The 16,314-nt window shown below is 43.2% G+C and carries 15 protein-coding genes and 1 tRNA gene; 7 read left to right on the forward strand and 9 right to left on the reverse strand.

The window, feature by feature from the left end; genetic code table 11:
* Positions 1-156 precede the first annotated feature (156 nt).
* The 4 genes from LEP1GSC192_RS05735 (at position 157) to LEP1GSC192_RS05750 (ending at position 3,882) form a co-directional block, all read left to right on the forward strand.
* On the forward strand, positions 157-840 hold the full coding sequence (locus tag LEP1GSC192_RS05735) for a hypothetical protein (RefSeq protein WP_020769210.1): 684 nt from the start codon (positions 157-159) through the stop codon (positions 838-840).
* Positions 841-963: 123 nt separating this feature from the next.
* Entirely contained in the window at positions 964-1,854 is an 891-nt protein-coding gene (locus LEP1GSC192_RS05740; protein ID WP_020769292.1) for an LA_3334 family protein, read from the forward strand.
* The gene (locus LEP1GSC192_RS05745; RefSeq protein WP_020769411.1) at positions 1,851-3,245 is read left to right on the forward strand and encodes a kelch repeat-containing protein; all 1,395 of its coding nucleotides are present in this window, start codon (positions 1,851-1,853) and stop codon (positions 3,243-3,245) included. The genes LEP1GSC192_RS05740 and LEP1GSC192_RS05745 overlap by 4 nt, the downstream gene beginning before the upstream one ends.
* Before the next feature lie 4 nt (positions 3,246-3,249).
* Entirely contained in the window at positions 3,250-3,882 is a 633-nt protein-coding gene (locus LEP1GSC192_RS05750) for a tol-pal system YbgF family protein (protein ID WP_020769048.1), read from the forward strand.
* 37 nt (positions 3,883-3,919) lie between these two features.
* Here LEP1GSC192_RS05750 and LEP1GSC192_RS05755 read toward each other — a convergent pair whose 3' ends face one another.
* The 9 genes from LEP1GSC192_RS05755 to rpsT form a co-directional block, all read right to left on the reverse strand.
* Positions 3,920-4,681, reverse strand: a complete 762-nt coding sequence (locus tag LEP1GSC192_RS05755) for an SH3 domain-containing protein (protein ID WP_232420971.1) — start codon at positions 4,679-4,681, stop codon at positions 3,920-3,922.
* 170 nt (positions 4,682-4,851) lie between these two features.
* Positions 4,852-5,196 (reverse strand): P-II family nitrogen regulator, encoded by a 345-nt coding sequence (locus tag LEP1GSC192_RS05760; protein WP_008595143.1) that lies wholly within the window; start codon positions 5,194-5,196, stop codon positions 4,852-4,854.
* 34 nt (positions 5,197-5,230) lie between these two features.
* Entirely contained in the window at positions 5,231-6,529 is a 1,299-nt protein-coding gene (locus tag LEP1GSC192_RS05765) for an ammonium transporter (RefSeq protein ID WP_036089191.1), read from the reverse strand.
* 306 nt (positions 6,530-6,835) lie between these two features.
* On the reverse strand, positions 6,836-8,443 hold the full coding sequence (locus LEP1GSC192_RS20040; protein WP_020769204.1) for a carboxyl transferase domain-containing protein: 1,608 nt from the start codon (positions 8,441-8,443) through the stop codon (positions 6,836-6,838).
* An 18-nt stretch (positions 8,444-8,461) separates the two neighbouring features.
* The gene (locus LEP1GSC192_RS20045) at positions 8,462-9,505 is read right to left on the reverse strand and encodes a GlmU family protein (RefSeq protein WP_020769261.1); all 1,044 of its coding nucleotides are present in this window, start codon (positions 9,503-9,505) and stop codon (positions 8,462-8,464) included.
* Positions 9,506-9,512: 7 nt separating this feature from the next.
* On the reverse strand, positions 9,513-11,345 hold the full coding sequence (gene glmS, locus LEP1GSC192_RS05780) for a glutamine--fructose-6-phosphate transaminase (isomerizing) (RefSeq protein WP_020769025.1): 1,833 nt from the start codon (positions 11,343-11,345) through the stop codon (positions 9,513-9,515).
* Between the two features lie 3 nt (positions 11,346-11,348).
* Entirely contained in the window at positions 11,349-12,740 is a 1,392-nt protein-coding gene (glmM, locus tag LEP1GSC192_RS05785) for a phosphoglucosamine mutase (RefSeq protein ID WP_020769359.1), read from the reverse strand.
* A 37-nt stretch (positions 12,741-12,777) separates the two neighbouring features.
* Positions 12,778-12,850, reverse strand: a tRNA-Val gene (locus LEP1GSC192_RS05790).
* Between the two features lie 16 nt (positions 12,851-12,866).
* Positions 12,867-13,136: a 30S ribosomal protein S20 gene (gene rpsT / locus LEP1GSC192_RS05795; RefSeq protein ID WP_008594460.1), complete on the reverse strand. Its 270-nt coding sequence runs from the start codon at positions 13,134-13,136 to the stop codon at positions 12,867-12,869.
* 564 nt (positions 13,137-13,700) lie between these two features.
* On the opposite strand from rpsT, the gene LEP1GSC192_RS05800 reads away from it, so the two are divergent.
* Genes LEP1GSC192_RS05800 through LEP1GSC192_RS05810 form a run of 3 tightly spaced genes read left to right on the forward strand, consistent with a single transcriptional unit; the run spans position 13,701 to position 16,314 of the window.
* Positions 13,701-14,816, forward strand: a complete 1,116-nt coding sequence (locus LEP1GSC192_RS05800; protein ID WP_020769177.1) for a hypothetical protein — start codon at positions 13,701-13,703, stop codon at positions 14,814-14,816.
* A gap of 11 nt (positions 14,817-14,827) precedes the next feature.
* On the forward strand, positions 14,828-15,622 hold the full coding sequence (locus tag LEP1GSC192_RS05805) for a hypothetical protein (RefSeq protein ID WP_020769269.1): 795 nt from the start codon (positions 14,828-14,830) through the stop codon (positions 15,620-15,622).
* Positions 15,619-16,314, forward strand: a complete 696-nt coding sequence (locus LEP1GSC192_RS05810; RefSeq protein WP_020769372.1) for a glycosyltransferase family 2 protein — start codon at positions 15,619-15,621, stop codon at positions 16,312-16,314. The genes LEP1GSC192_RS05805 and LEP1GSC192_RS05810 overlap by 4 nt, the downstream gene beginning before the upstream one ends.

Consider the following 16,314-nt stretch of genomic DNA (forward strand, 5'->3'; position numbering starts at 1 on the left):
CATGAATCGTAGAAACTCAGAACCTGAATTTATGGCGAGCGGCTTTTTTAAAGGAAGCGGGGATGCTTGGGGGGCAATTGGAACTGGAATTTACACCGGCACTAGGTTTGATGCGTCGTTCAATACATTCTTCGATGGGTTATGAGAAGGTATCAAATGTATACTAGTAAAATAATTATGAATGATTGCTTAAAACGTTTCGGGATCTGCATATTTTTTTTCAGTTCATTCTTAGATTGCTCCTCAAAGCTCTCACTCTGGAGGGAGAAGATCCAACGCGCAGACATAAACGGAGAAAAAGGTATTTTAGAAATTTCAATAGACAATCTAGAAAATACGAAAATTGAATCTCTTTATTTTCATTTCTTTTTCTTATATGATAAAGAATTAGTCAAGGATCCCAAAAACCTTCCTAGTGCATTTCAAATACATAAAGGAGAGCTTCATTACAATTCTCCATATCAGATACAGTTACCAGCAGGTGAATATTATGCATCGTTACTCTCCGGGAAAGATTCAATAAATCGCCATGATTTAATGCTAAGTTTTGAAGCTTATTTCGGACTTCGTTACGAGTCTACTAGCCTTGCATTTAATCCAAGTTATAAGAAAACTAAATGCAGTATCGAAAAGCAGATCCTTCATCATTGCCAGATGATAATTGTAAAGAAAAACGAAAGAACGAAGATTATCATTCAAATACAAAAAGAAATTCCTATCAAATCAGAAATGGACATTAAATTCATACCAACTCCCCAAGGAATTCCCCTGCCTATTCCCCACCAAATCGTAACTCGCGAAACCCCTGAAGTTCTCATTGAGGTCCAAAATCCGAAATGAGAAATTTATTAAAACATAAAATACAAATTTTAGAAACCAGATGTCCGAAAAAGAAGGAAAATATCATATCATAAATAGATTAAACGATCTTCATAATTCAAGTCTCATAATGAGGAATACTAATTGAAATTAAAATTGAAAATTACCTGGCTTTTAGTAACCATTCTAACGTCGTCGGGAATCCAAGCTACAGAGCTCCTATTGAATAATGGAGACGCATTCATTCTGGAAGTGATTTCAGAGGACGAAAAATACGTAAGAGTGCAATGGAAGAATAGAGTCTATGCAATTCCTAAAAAGGACATTCGTAAATTAGATTATTCTAAAAAAGGAGAACAATCATCCTATAGCTACTCCACGTACCAATTAAAGGACGGAAGCAGGATCCAAGGAATTCTTGCCAAAGAGAACGATTCCGTTTATGTAATCCGTACGGAAGTAGGTTTTTTGGAGATCGATAAGTCCAGGGTCTCTAATGTGGAAAGCTCCGGGATCAAAGAACCGGACCTTCCTTCCGAATACCTACCTGCCAACCAACCGCAGCCGGAAACCGTCTTCGGTTTGACCGCCGCATATATGCCAAATTTTCAACCTCTTGGTCCGGCTTTTCCAGCTACGGGTGCTTTCGGGTTTTTTGTAGAGCCTGCTTTCATGCGAATGAAAGACACTTACCAATGGGGATTTAGGATAGAAGGTCTCGCTTCTAAAAGTGAATCGGGAAATTTTAGCGTCCTGCACGCCTGGACGAATTTTGGTCGAAACTGGCTTATAGGTGGAAATCAAAATTTAGATTTCTACGCCAAGCTCGGATTAGGTGTAGCATCTGTTCAATACAAACATGACGACACTTCCAGAGCTGGGATAGATCCTTCCGCATCCGTAGAACTCGGCTACCAAGGATTCCGTTGGGGAGATTTCCAACTTAGGACAGGGATAAGAGGGACCTGTTTTTTTGAAACGGCTGCATCCTTTTGCATGGCCGGTCTAGAAATTTCTATAGGTAAAAGATTATGAAATTGAAAAATGTATATGTTGTGGTCTTAGGTTTTTGGGCTGTCTTCTTTATCCGATGTGAAAACTCTCCGTTCTTGGAAGGAACAAATAATACCACGAATAAAGTTGAGTGGTTCCACATTTCTTTAGGAGCGAAACAAACCACATTAAATTGGAGTTGCTCATCCTCTACTAAAGCTTGGCTTGCTTACGGTAAACACACTCCCGATTCCTTTAAGGCATCCATGATGAACGAAAAAATCCACTCAGTCCAAATGGACCATCTGGAACCTAATACCGATTACATGGCTTATCCTTACTGTGGAGAAATGTCCGAAGAAAAAATTTTTTCCGTCCCATTCAAAACATGGATCAGCGATGATCCGATTAAGACCAGGGGAATTTGGATAGTTGGTGGGATAGGCGCAGATAGAAAGCCCGTAGCCGAAATCGATTTATACGATCCTGTAGAAAACAAATGGTATCCAGCGGTCTCTCGTATACCTACTCCTAGAGCTTATGCTTCGGTTGTGAACCATAAAGGAATTATCTTCGTAATCGGAGGTATTATCGATGTCTCCGGTGCTTTCGTCATTAGTAATAAAGTGGAAGCATACGATCCGATTTCAAACACTTGGAGATCTTATGCCGATTTACCTACAAATATCCAGGGAGCCGTAGCAACTTCGGTAGAGAATAATATTTATGTTCTTGCAGGTACCACTACAATGGATATGACTACGGGGACTTTAACAAATCAAGTCTACAAATTATTTCCAGATATTCCGGAAGGGAGTGCAGGGACTTGGGTAAACTATACTTCTTCCACAAATATATACAAAAAGATCGATATGTCGGGATGTACGATCGGGGGAACATTATTTTTCACCGGAGGTCGCTTCTTCAATAGCGGAAATCCGGATCCTTCTTCCGATGTTTATGTTCCTTCTGCAAATGCGGTTACTTCTTTTAATGAACCTAGTTTAACCGGTGACTCTAGACATGGTGCAGGGATTGCCTGCATTCGTCCTCAAGCGGGAGATCCTTATCCGGCAGATCGAAGCGGAGTGATTGCAGCAGGAGGTTCCACTACAGGAAGTATTACCCAACCTGCCGGTATTATTAGTCCGAGTTTTCAATTCGATTATTTAAGTACCGAACCGACAGCCGCTTCCTTTACCGCAGGACCTTCCATCCCGATCGCAAGATATTTTCCATCCGTCGAATATTCTTACGAAAATAGAAAGGCTTACGTCATGGGAGGAGCGGTTAGTTTAAACGTTCCAAGCACGAACGTTTATGCTATCGAAGTCAATCTATCCGGAGCAGTAGGGGGTCCTTGGGAAACTTCCGGGTTAGCCTCAATGCCGAGGGCAAGATATGCCCATTCTGCAGTGATCATCAGCAGGTAATCTTATGAAAATAGTATATACATTTTTTATAATTTTATTTATTCCCATTTCTTGGGCACTTGGAGAAGGAATGCCGGAAGATTATCCTGAGATCAAAAAAGTTCTCGAATCGGGGAACTTTACCCAAGCGCAGGAGATGTTAGATCCTTTACTTCAATCCAAACCTTCCGACCCTACTTTGGCATTATACCAGGCTGAAATATGGATACGTAAGGCGGAATCGTACTACCAAGAAGGAAGGAAACTTTCTGCATTCGAATTTTTTAAAAAAGCCTACGAGGTTTGGCCGAATCATAGTTTAGTCCGTAATAGATATTGGGAACTGCATGGAAAACCGCTAAAAGATTCTATGCCAAATTCTCAGAACCGAAACTCAAGCACCAACTTTTCAGGAAAGACCGCTACCAATCAGAAAACGGTTTTTGTGTTTGATCCGGAACTCCAAGAGCTTTCCGCAGAATTAAAGGAAGAGATGAAAAAAAATATCTCAGATTTGCAAGCTCAAAGGGCAGCATCGGAAGATCATAGATCGTGGGAAACAAAGCCCTGGATGAAATGGATATGGCTTTCCGTAGGCTCTGCAATCGGATTCCTAGTGGGTATTTCAGCCTCCATTTTTTTGCGTCGAAAAGTCTAGTCATTCGAAGGATCCAATGCACTGACAAATTCGAAGCTCACTCCGAGATCCCCTTTAGTCGATTGCCCGGATCGAAGATTGTACATTGTATTCCTTTCGTTTTCAGAACTGGTTGTAAAAAGGACTCGTCTTCGCTTAAAGTCCAGGCAATGCGGATTTTCAATTTGTCCAAGACCAGCTCATAATGATTTCCGATGATTACTCCGGTCTTTCGGATTTGGATCTTTAAGATCGCAAGAATGATCTCTTTTCCATCTAACCCTGGAGTACGACATTGGGCAGTAACTCGATTCAATATTTCTTCGTCTTTTTCCGGGATATCCAAAGTGATCGCATGCAGAATCCTCCATTCGATTACATCTTCAGAGAACTGCTTCTTTCTTTCTAAAAATGCGAATATATGTTTTAAGTCCGCTTCGTATAAATTTAAGAACAAATCCTCGTTTATTACATCGCTACGAATTAGTTTCAGCGACTGAATGGGATGACGATAAACCAATCCTGTATAAGAATTAGAACCTGGAGGCAAAAGGTCCGGATGTTTAAAACTCAAATATCCTCCGAAAACCCAACCTTCTCCTTCTTCACTTTTGATCTTGTACCAATAATTTTCGAACCCGTCGATGTGTACCAATCTCTGATCTTTATCTAAGATTTTCACTTCTCCTTTATAAGGAATAATTCCCATCTTTTTGGAAGAAAGTTTAGGCGCGGAACGGATCCCAAGACCGGTTCCGTTATTTACGTATGCGGATTGGTAATTAGAAAAACATCCTAACAAAACCGTTAGGTAAAACACAATAGCAAAGTATTTTAGACACCTAACCGTAAGATCCACAGTTTAGATATACCCTGTTAAAACCGGATCGTCTAACAAAAAACAGGCGATTCGTCGCCTTCTAATAAAAATGGGGCCGGTAAATCAAATCACCGACCCCGAAGCTAGTTTCGACTCGTATTGGGGAAGAATTAAATCGCTGAGCTTCCTCTTTCTCCGGTGCGAATACGGATCACATCTTCGAGCGGAAGAATTAGGATCTTTCCGTCTCCGATCTTTCCGTCACCGGTTTTGGCAGCCTTCAAGATCGCATCAACGGTAGGTTTAACGAACTCGTCATTTACCGCGATCTCCAATCTTACTTTTCTTAGCAGGTTTACTTGGTATTCATGTCCACGAAATACTTCGGTTTTACCTTTTTGCTGCCCGTAGCCTTGCACGTCGCTTACGGTAAGTCTATAAATTTCATTCTTAGTAAGCTCCGCTTTAACCTCTTCCAGTTTATGGGGCTGGATAATTGCTACGATTAATTTCATATGCTCTCCTTTACTTAATGTATAAATTCAAAGGTTATATAATATAACCTTTTTCTCCGTGAATCTCTGAATCGAGTCCAGCTATCTCTTTCTCCTCGGAAATCCTGAATCCGATTGTTTTCTCTATGATAAACACTAAGATCAAGGATACTACGATTGAGTAAGCACCGGTTGCTACTACACTGATAACCTGAACGATGATCTGGTCTCCACGAGTAACTCCTTCAGGTATATATTGCGCAAGTGCGAATACACCTGTAAGGATCGCACCGATAGCTCCACCTACGCCGTGAATTCCGAAAGCGTCCAGGGAATCATCATAGCCGAGTTTTCCTTTTAATAGGATTGCTCCGTAACAAATCGGGGAAACAAGCGCTCCCATGATCAATGCGCCGGTAGCGTCCACAAAGCCTGCTGCAGGAGTGATCACAACCAGACCAGCAACGATCCCCGAAGCTGCTCCCAAAGCGGTAGCTTTTTTAGTATGAAGATACTCGATCAGTAACCAAATAGCACCTGCAGTTGCAGGAGCGACTAAAGTTACAACGAAAGCTCTTGCTGCCTGTCCGTTTGCCGCCAGACCGGAGCCCGCGTTAAATCCGAACCATCCGAACCAAAGGAATCCCGCACCGATCAAAGTGTAAGTCAAATTGTTCGGAGCGATCAAGGCAGCGCCTTCTCCTTTACGTTTTCCTAATACGATGGCTGCTGCCAAACCTGCGATACCGGAAATCAAGTGAACCACTGTTCCACCGGCAAAGTCAAGAGCAGTCTTTTTGAAAAGCCAACCGTCAGCGGACCATACCCAGTGTGCAACAGGGTCGTAAACCAAGGTAGACCACGCCAGAATGAATACGATATATCCGGAAAGTTTCACTCTTTCTGCGATCGCACCGGAAATCAATGCCGGAGTGATCAGCGCAAACATACCTTGGAACAGGAAGTGGATATATTTTGGAATTGTCCCCTCCAAAGTTTCGTCGGTAATTCCGTTCAACAAAAAGAGATCAAAATTGCCGTAAAACGGATTATCGCCTGAGAATGCGAAGCTATATCCGAATACTGTCCATTGAATAGTTAGCACAAGGATTGCGACAAAGCTGTGCATCATTGTAGAGAGAACGTTCTTTGATCGTACGATACCGCCATAGAACAATGCGAGTCCCGGGATCATAAAGAACACGAAAGTGGAAGCCACGATCATCCATGCGGTATCCCCTTTATCCAAAGGGGGAGCGGGCGCAGCTTCCGGTGTAGGTGTAGCGTCTTGACCCCAGATCAGTACTGGAGCGATTAAGATCAAGAGCGCGATAAGTTTTTGGGCAATTTTCATTTTCTCAAATCTCATCTCGAAATATGTTTTATCCAATTAATGCAAGAAGGGTACCTGCGTTAAAAATTCTTATGAAAAAAGGTTAAAAAAAAAGAAGAGGGAGCTAAGAGCCTTTAAATGAGGTTTTCGCTAGAAAAATGCACCTAAATTCTTATTAAAGGCAGATTTCTCCCTAGTTTAGGGAGAAAGTCTCCTGGTACAGCCTAGCAGTTTGCGTACTTATTGGGCAGATTTTCAGGATCTGTCGGGAAAATAAAATTTAAGCAGAGAAAACTATACTTAGGTATCATTCCTCCGGAGGAAAAATCACATCCGAAAGATTGCGTAGGAAGGTTCAATACCCTTAGGAGAAAAATCGGAATACAAGGCCAAACCTAAAACTTCTCTTGTACGCGCCGGATCCAGAACCCCATCATCCCAAAGCCTTGCGGTAGAATAGATACAAGAAGAACGATTATCATAATCTTCTAATATGGGTCTCTTAAATTCGGCCTGTTCAGCGTCAGAGAGGGATTTTCCTTCCTTCTCCAATTGTTCCTGCTTCACTGTAAGTAGAACATTCGCCGCCTGTTCTCCTCCCATCACTGAGATCCTAGCGTTCGGCCACATCCACAGGAATCTAGGTCCGAATGCACGGCCGCACATTCCGTAATTTCCAGCTCCGTAAGAGCCCCCGATCACTACTGTGTATTTAGGAACTACGGAAGTAGAGACCGCATTTACCATTTTTGCACCGTCTTTTGCTATTCCTGAGTTCTCATACTTCTTCCCTACCATAAAACCTGTGATATTTTGCAGGAAGAGTAAAGGGATCTCTCTTTGGTTGCAAAGCTGGATGAAATGAGCGGCCTTCAAGGAACTTTCGGAGAATAGAACTCCGTTATTTGCAATGATGCCGACTGTTTTTCCGTAAATATTCGCGAATCCTGTGACTATGCTGGTTCCATAATATTTTTTGAATTCTTGGAACCTAGAGCCGTCGACTACTCTCGCGATCACTTCTCGTACATCGTACGGTTTGCGAATGTCCTTTTGGATGATCCCGTAAATTTCCTCGGCAGGATAAAGAGGTTCTTCGTAATGGATATGTTCTTCTAACTTCTTCGCTCTAGCGCCTAAACTGGAAACTATATGTCTTGCGATCTCGAGTGCATGCGGATCATTCTCCGCATAATGATCAGTCACGCCTGAAATCCTACAATGAACGTCAGCGCCGCCCAATTCTTCCGGAGTGACGATCTCTCCTGTGGCAGCTTTTACAAGAGGAGGCCCGCCCAAAAAGATGGTTCCGTTTCCTTTTACGATCACAGATTCGTCGGACATCGCAGGGATATATGCTCCACCCGCGGTACAACTTCCCATTACGATGGAGATTTGAGGGATCCCCAGTCTAGAAAGATTTGCTTGGTTATAGAAGATCCGACCGAAATGCCATTTATCAGGAAACACTTCGTCTTGCATCGGAAGAAATGCCCCACCGGAATCTACAAGGTAAATACAAGGAAGACGATTCTCTAAAGCGATCTCTTGAGCACGGATATGTTTTTTGACAGTGAGAGGATAATAAGTCCCACCTTTTACGGTAGCATCGTTTGCAACAATCACACATGGAGTTCCGGAAATTTTTCCGATCCCGGTCACAATCCCTGCGGAAGGAACATCATCCGCATAAACCTTTTCCCCTGCCAACGCGGAGAATTCTAAGAAAGGAGTGTTCGGATCTATTAGTCCTTGTACCCTTTCTCTTGCGGTAAGCTTCCCGCGACTCTTATGTTTCTGGATGGATTTTTCTCCTCCGCCTAGTCCGGCTTTTTGGAGAAGTTTACGTATATCCGCGACCTTCTCTGAAAGGTCCTTATAATTCTCTTTATATTCGGGGGAAGACGTACTAATACGCGATTCCAAAACTTCCATGGAGCCTCCGGTCCTTTTTTATTTCCGGACCTTGGTTTCGTATAAAATTCTAATAAGTTCCGATTCGGAATGAGAAAGTTCTCTGTTCCTTCTTGCCATGATCTTGCGTGAATCACGTAAGAATAGATCCAAGATATAAGGCTGACCGTCCGCCCAAATAAAAGGAGGAAGATATCCACTCACCCTGGAAGAAACCACATTACATCCGAAGTCTACCACTGTTCCGGTATTCAACATCACTCCGATCCCTATTTTGGAAAAATCTCCGATGATGGAACCGAACTTGATGGAACCTGTTGTGATCTCCGTATTTTCTTCCCTAATCTTAACTACACCGTAGTTATTTTTTAGATCGGAGGTGGTGGATAATGCGCCTAGGTTGACCCAGCTTCCCACCACGGAATGTCCCAAGAAACCTTCGTGATGTTTATTCGTAAAATCTAATATAATACTGTCCCCGACTTCGCCACCTATCCTGCACACATTCCCTATGGAAGTGTTTCCGGTGATACGAGCGTTGTCCACATGTGTACCTTGGCCTATGTACAACGGACCTTCTAAAAAACTGAAAGAAGTTACTTTTGCATCCTTATCTATGATTACAGGTCCTGAGGTTACGTCGATGACCACACCTGGATAAATTTTAGCGGAAGGATGGATATGAACGTGTTTGGATTTTCCTACTACTTGGAAATCCCCGGACTTTACCTTAAGTTTTCGGGCCCATTTACGTAAGTCCTTATGATTTTCCAAGTCTTGGTCTATGTTTTTACCGACAGACTCCAAGGATTTCCAAGGAAGAAAATCCTCAGGACGAATGATCAAATCTACGTCCTTTCCATCGTATTCCGAAATTTTTGGGTTTCTTTCAAAGAAAGTTTTCTCGAAAGCGGAGTTCGAGTTAGAATATAGTATCTTAGAATCCGGATACTGCTCTTTTAAACGTTGGAGTGGAGTTAAAACCCCGTCTCGAATCTCCGAGAAAGATCGAATTCTGGTTAAAGCCCCCAAACCGGGAGGTGTTTCCCTCTCATCGATCCAAATTCTCTGAATTCTGCCCACGCGTTCACTACTCCACTGTGACGGACTTCGCTAGGTTTCTCGGTTGGTCCGGAGGACAACCCCTAGCAACGGCAGAATAATAGGCCAGAAGTTGGAGAGGAAGAACATTCAGGATCGGACTCAAAATTTCCGGACAGTCCGGAACTTCAAAACAGTAGTCGGAAAGCTCTTTTGCTTCCCTGTCCCCTTCCGTTACGATGGAGATAATGATCCCGTTTCTTGCCTTGATTTCCTGGATATTGGAAAGCATTTTGCTATAAATTTCGGATTTGGTCGCGATACATACGACCGGCACTTCGTTTGTAATGAGTGCGATCGGCCCGTGTTTGAATTCCCCGCCGGCGTAACCGGAAGCGTGAATGTAAGAGACCTCTTTTAATTTCAAGGCACCTTCTAACGCAACCGGATGATTATAGGTCCTTCCTAAAAATACAAAATCTTTGGTTTTAGTAAAATCCGCCGCCCAAGTTTCCAAGATATGGGCCTGAGCTAAAATCCTTTCCATTTTGCCTGGGAGAAGTCGGATCTCTTCAATTAAAGTCCTGAGTTCTTCGTCGGAAACGATCCATTTCAAACGAGCTACATATAAGGAAAAAAGAAGAAGGTTGATTACCTGTGCAGTAAACGCCTTTGTACTCGCAACGCCGATCTCCGGTCCTGCATCCGTTCTGATAAATGAATCGGATTCCCTTGCGATGGTGGAGTTCACATTATTTACCAAGGAAAGAACTTTGATAAATTTTGCCTTAGCTTCCAGTAAAGAAGCAAGAGTATCCGCAGTTTCTCCGGATTGAGAAATCCCTACGATCAGCGTATCACCTTCCACCACAGGGTTTCGGTAACGGAACTCGGAAGAGGTTTCCGTATCCGTTTGGATCTTTGCGAAATTTTCGAGATAATGTTTTCCAAGCATTCCCGCATAGTAGCTGGTTCCGGCTGCTTGAATGATGATACGATTTACCTTGGACATCATTTCTCTGGAAATCGTACTCTCCGGAAATTCTATCTCTCCGGCTTCGCTGATACGAGACTGGATGATACGGCGGAAGATCCCGGGCTGTTCGTGGATTTCCTTGATCATAAAATGAGGATAACCGCCTTTGTCGACGTCCTCGAACTTGATATCTTGCTTTTTGAATTCGATCTCTTTTTCGGAACCGTCGAACCCGAAGATCTTACATTCGGTTTTTGTAAAATATCCCCATTCCTTGGAGTTGATATAATAGACTTCTCTGCAGTTTCGAGTAAGAGGAGAAATATCGGAAGCAAGATAATATTCTTCCTTACCTCTTCCTAATAGTAAAGGCGCGCCGTCCTGGGCAAAATACACTCGATCCGGCTCGTTGTCGAATACGACTGCGATCGCCCATTTACCGTGAACTCTATTAAATAGATCTAAAAAAGCTTCCTTATTGGATAAGCCTCTTTTTCTGCTCTCCGCCAAAAGATTGGGGAGAACTTCCGTATCCGTCATACTATGAAATACGAAACCTTTTTGTTTCAGTTCTTGGCGAAGCTCCGAATAATTTTCTATAATTCCGTTATGAACTACTGCAACGGTGGATTTGGAATCGGTATGAGGGTGAGCATTGATCTGGTTAGGTTCACCGTGAGTAGCCCAGCGAGTATGGCCTATACCCACATTACCTCGGATCGGATGTTCTTTTAGGTAATTTTCCAGATCCTTAATTTTACCTTTTTGTTTGCGGACTTGGATCTCTCCTTTGTCCAGGACCGCGATCCCGGCCGAATCGTATCCACGATACTCCAAGCCGATGAGCCCTACTATGAGCACGGATTCTACGTTTTTATCACCAGCGTATCCTACGATTCCACACATATATTATGAATTCTCCATGATCTTTCCGGCTTTATTTAAAAGGGATTCCAGATCCTTTTTGGTTCTGGCCTCTCCAATCAACCGGAGGATCGGCTCGGTATTCGAGGGTCGAATATGTATCCAAGAGTCCTGGTTCGCTAAACGTAAACCGTCTCTCGAATCTTCTTTATATTCGGAGAAGGCGCTGCGAAACTTAGAATAAATCTGCTCCGTCTTCTGCCCCGCGATTTTGTAGGCGATCTTGCGCATATAGACCGCAGGAAGACTACCGATCACAGTTTCAGCATCTTCCCCCTTTAGGGCAAGCAGATTCAGTATATGAGCCACCCCCGAAAGAGAATCCCTTCCAAAAGAAGGAATTGCCGGATCGATCACTCCTCCATTTCCTTCTCCGCCGAAAACCGACTTACGGTGTATCATTTCTGCCACAACATTGGCTTCCCCTACCTTAGATCGATAAGTCGGAATTCCAACAGAATCCGCAACCCAATCGTTCACAAAGCTAGTAGAGAGGTTTACCGTGATGGATGCCTTCTTCGGCAGGGAATTGGAACCAAGGTAGGACATAAAGCTAAGGGGAAGTGTTAATTCTTCGGAGATAGCTCCTTTTTTAGGAGATAAAACGACAAGTCTATCCGCATCCGGATCCAAAGCAAAACCGATATCCGCCTTGGACTTTTTGATCAGACGAGATGATTGTTTGAGCGCTTCAGGCGTAGGTTCAGGAGGACGAGGAAATGTTCCGTCGGGAGTACAGTGCTGCAAAATCACCTTACAACCCAAGCGCCTTAACAATTCCGGTAAAACGAAGCTCCCGCCGCCATTGACTGCATCTAAAAATACGGTAAATTTTTTCCGTTTGATCGTGGACACGTTTACCCGAGCTAAAACGGAATCAATATGGGCTTGGATCCTATCGGTACCATCTTCCACATTCGTATTCGGTTTGAATTGGAAAGGTTTATAATCTTCTTTTCGGACCAGATCCAAAAGACCCTCTAAGTCTTGGGCATTCGTAAAAAACCCGCCAGGTCCGATAAACTTAAATGCATTCCAGATCACCGGATTATGAGAAGCGGAAATCATGATCCCACCTGCCGCTCCTGATTGAGCCACCACCGCCTTGACGGTAGGAGTTGGAACAATCCCGAGACGGATCACATTTTTGCCCATGGCGAGCATGATCCCGATCGCGATATTTTCTATATAAGCTCCGCTCGGACGAGAATCCCTTCCGATGACGACTGCGTTTCCTTTGAGTCTGGACCCGAAGGCCATGAGAGAATGGAAAATTACGTCGGGACTTAATCCGGTGGGAATGATTCCCCGGATTCCGGACACGGAGACCATCAAATCCGGGTGTTGGAAGACCGGTTTTTGATGATTTAGAGCCATGATTCCGGGGAATGTTTTAAGATTTGGGATGAGAACATGGGCGATGACAGGATCGAACTGCCGACATCCTCCTTGTAAGGGAGGCGCTCTCCCAGCTGAGCTAATCGCCCGTAATGATTACGGTTATTATGCGGTTGCAGCCTGATTGATACGCAATGCCATCCGACTCTTTTTGCGGTCCGCATTTCTAGAGTGGATCAGGTTGGTTTTCGCAGCTTTGTCCAGAAGAGAAGAATATTGACTGAACAAAGATTTTAAGGAGTCTTTCTCTCCGTCTTGGAGCGCTTTCAGGATCTTTTTAGCTTGGGTCCTAAGGCGATTCCTGTTTTGAGAATTCGCCGCATTCCTGCGTTTCGTTCTACGGATATCTTTTTCTGAAGATTTAATATTCGCCAAGGATCTACTTCCTATTAAGGGATTACGCCCAGATTTTCGTACCCAAGTAGCCTGTCAATGAGCTTTTACGGGTCTTTTACAAAGCCTATCTCAAAAATTTTTTAAGGAAATAACCCCAGGAGTAAGTTCTTTCCCTGAGAGCGAAGCCAGGATGGCGAAGTGACCCGGAGTTCTACACAAGATGTGCAGGCGGAGGGGATGGGAAAGCGCTCACTCCAATCTATTCAAAAATATTTTTGAAATTTGGTTCAATATACTGCTTAGTAAGGGAGCCGCCCAAGTCTCGGCGGATAGAACCAACCCAACGTTACATACAAGAAATCATTTCTAATTCGACTAATACGTTATTTGTCTTTACCTCAACTGAGGGATCTCGTAGTAACATTTGGCATCTACGATGTCACCGAATCGCAATAGGATCGCTTTCTCGCCCTATTCTCGCTGCGGGAAGGTTCAGGAAATTTTTTTTGCATTGCTTCGAAGGATTTCCATCCTATTTTTTGTTATCCGAAAGATTGGAAATTAATTATTCGTCGTATAGAAGACCCAAGGACGCCTTCTCGCATGATATCCAGACACGCACAAGACTATATCATTGTGAATTCGATCGATGAAATCGATCCTAATAAACTTTCTTTGGCTCAATTGGGGACCAAGTATTTAGACAGGAACGGAAACCGTTATGCGGTCCGTTTTAACAAAGAAAGCAGAAAGGCGGAGATCATTCGGATCACTCTTCAAAAAGCTTCCGAGGCGGATGTGAATAGACCAAAATTGGGAAGAGTAAATCCAAAAGCGAAATCCAATCCTTTAGACTTAGAGAAATTATCCAATCTTCTTAAAAGTACAAAACACCCTAGTGCAGACTGGATAGATAATCTGGCCGAAAAAACCAAACATACTAAGCCGAGTTCTGCAAATTCGGAAAAGCCAGCTTATACTCCGAATCCCCAAAAAGAATTAGACATCACTCCAGCAGAGGGTCCGGACCTATCCGCCAGAATGAATTCCGTTCAAAACGATATATTCGATCTTTCCAAAGTGGACTTGAATATTTCGGATGCGGGACTCTCTTCCAACGAAGGGAAAGAGGATGTTCCCGTCTTTATAGAAAATATAGAGGCAGGCTCCAACAGAGAAACGAAATATATTGAAGATAGTGTACAACAATTCCAGAAGATCAAAGATAGGATCGAGTCCGTACTGAACAATATTAGAAATTCTAAAATTTTCGAAGCTACCGGAGATCCTTCCGAGAACAAGAACATAGTAGGAAACCTAGCGAGAGAATTCGATATTGAGTTCTTCCAAAAATTAGAAAAGATATTAAACTATCATAAAGAGCTGACTTCTTATCCCAGATCGATTACCTATTACGTGGCAAAGTACGAGTCATATCGTAAGCAGGCATTACAGTCCAAAACGTCGGATCTGGAAAAATTAAAGTTAGTGATCCGCTGGGAAATGCAGGAACTTCTTTTGGATCTGGCCAGAAAACTCAAAAAAATGGTCCTGAATGCCTTAAATGTTCTGAATACTAAAAACGAAAATCACCTAAAACAAGTAGCCTATAACCAACAGCAGATGTATAAGGATGCCAGAAGCGCCTTATTATATTGTTCGGAAGATATAGGAGCACTACTTATCTCCTTGCAAAAATGGGCCGATAGCGAAGGATAGAAACCTTTTGCATGGCACTTAGCGATCAAGAGATAAAAAACATCGTAGAAAAACTCCGAACCGAGTACCGGGAAGGGGCCAAACAAAGTCCTAAAATTTTCGACGCCAAAGGTTTCGAAGATCGTTATATCCAAACCCTAAAACATCGGGGAAACCTGGACAATTTCCTGAAAGACGAAGTGGACTTTCTGGAAAAGATCAAAACCAAACATAAAGAACTTACGGAAAGAAGGAACGCCTCCAAAGGGGAAACGATCAATCGTATCCTAGACGAACAAGAGGAAAAACTTTCCAAATACCAAAGGGTGGATTTCCATCCTTTGGCCAGACCGGAAATGAGATATTTTTACGGGGCAATGACCTCCTTCGCAGAAACCGAACTTCCCGTTCTCATCCATATATTTAGGGGAACGCCGGAATACTCCGCCTTCCAAGATAGTGTCTCAGTAATAGAAAGAGTGGGAATCACGAAAAGAGGAATGCCTTCTCTCCGTATCTCGGAACATATTAAAGCGTTATTGGACGCGAACGGGAACCAATCCACAATGGAAAGGGATTCCCAGAACATTCTAAAGGAAGTGTGTATCGCTCTTGCCGGCCTTAGAAAGACGGCGCTGGAATGTGTGGAGAAAAATAGGGTCAGCGACAGAATGACCGTACAAGTCAGCGATAGAGACTATCCGAAAGCTTCGGAAGCGTATAAGAATTTACTTTTCGGTATCGCATTGGAAAAAATAATCGTTAAAGCCGAAAATATCATCCGGGATTTCCGGATGAGCGACTTAGTCGGTCTGGACGCTAAATGAAACTTTCCATCGTAATTCCCTGTTATAACGAAAAACAGACCATCAAAAACATTTTAGAAACGGTAAAGAAGGTCCCTTATAAGGATAAGGAAATCATCCTTGTGGACGATTTTTCCACGGACGGAACGAGGGAACTCCTACAGACCGCTCCTTTTAAGAAGTTAGTGGACCAACTCGTTTTCCACGAAAAAAATCAGGGAAAAGGCGCCGCACTTCGCACAGGATTTAAAGCGGCCAAAGGTGATATAGTCATCGTGCAAGACGCGGACCTGGAATACGATCCGTTTGAAATTCCGGATGTAATCGATCCGATCTACAAAGGAAAGGCGGACGTGGTTTTCGGAAGCAGGTTCATGGGCGGAAGGGCCCATAGAGTCGTATACTACTGGCATAGACTCGGAAATCTATTCTTGACCACTCTTTCCAATATGTTCACGAACATTAATCTGACCGATATGGAAACTTGTTACAAGGCATTCCGCAGAGAAGTGATACAAGGTATCGAAATTAAAGAAAATCGTTTCGGGTTCGAACCTGAAATTACCGCAAAGATCGCAAAGATCCCCGACATTCGTATTTACGAAGTTGGGATCTCCTATTACGGACGCACTTATGCAGAAGGAAAAAAGATAGGCTGGAAAGACGGATTTAGGGCCATCTATTGTATCCTAAGATACAATCTATTTTCCTAA

Source organism: Leptospira sp. B5-022, assembly GCF_000347035.1.
GTDB lineage: Bacteria > Spirochaetota > Leptospiria > Leptospirales > Leptospiraceae > Leptospira_B > Leptospira_B cinconiae.

Bases quoted from the DNA above. Each gene is read 5' to 3' on its own strand.
- LEP1GSC192_RS05735 (WP_020769210.1), top strand. From the start codon at position 157: ATGTATACTAGTAAAATAATTATGAATGATTGCTTAAAACGTTTCGGG.
- LEP1GSC192_RS05745 (WP_020769411.1), top strand. From the start codon at position 1,851: ATGAAATTGAAAAATGTATATGTTGTGGTCTTAGGTTTTTGGGCTGTC.
- LEP1GSC192_RS05750 (WP_020769048.1), top strand. From the start codon at position 3,250: ATGAAAATAGTATATACATTTTTTATAATTTTATTTATTCCCATTTCT.
- LEP1GSC192_RS05760 (WP_008595143.1), bottom strand. From the start codon at position 5,196: ATGAAATTAATCGTAGCAATTATCCAGCCCCATAAACTGGAAGAGGTT.
- LEP1GSC192_RS05765 (WP_036089191.1), bottom strand. From the start codon at position 6,529: ATGAAAATTGCCCAAAAACTTATCGCGCTCTTGATCTTAATCGCTCCA.
- LEP1GSC192_RS20040 (WP_020769204.1), bottom strand. From the start codon at position 8,443: ATGGAAGTTTTGGAATCGCGTATTAGTACGTCTTCCCCCGAATATAAA.
- glmS (WP_020769025.1), bottom strand. From the start codon at position 11,345: ATGTGTGGAATCGTAGGATACGCTGGTGATAAAAACGTAGAATCCGTG.
- glmM (WP_020769359.1), bottom strand. From the start codon at position 12,740: ATGGCTCTAAATCATCAAAAACCGGTCTTCCAACACCCGGATTTGATG.
- LEP1GSC192_RS05800 (WP_020769177.1), top strand. From the start codon at position 13,701: ATGATATCCAGACACGCACAAGACTATATCATTGTGAATTCGATCGAT.
- LEP1GSC192_RS05805 (WP_020769269.1), top strand. From the start codon at position 14,828: ATGGCACTTAGCGATCAAGAGATAAAAAACATCGTAGAAAAACTCCGA.
- LEP1GSC192_RS05810 (WP_020769372.1), top strand. From the start codon at position 15,619: ATGAAACTTTCCATCGTAATTCCCTGTTATAACGAAAAACAGACCATC.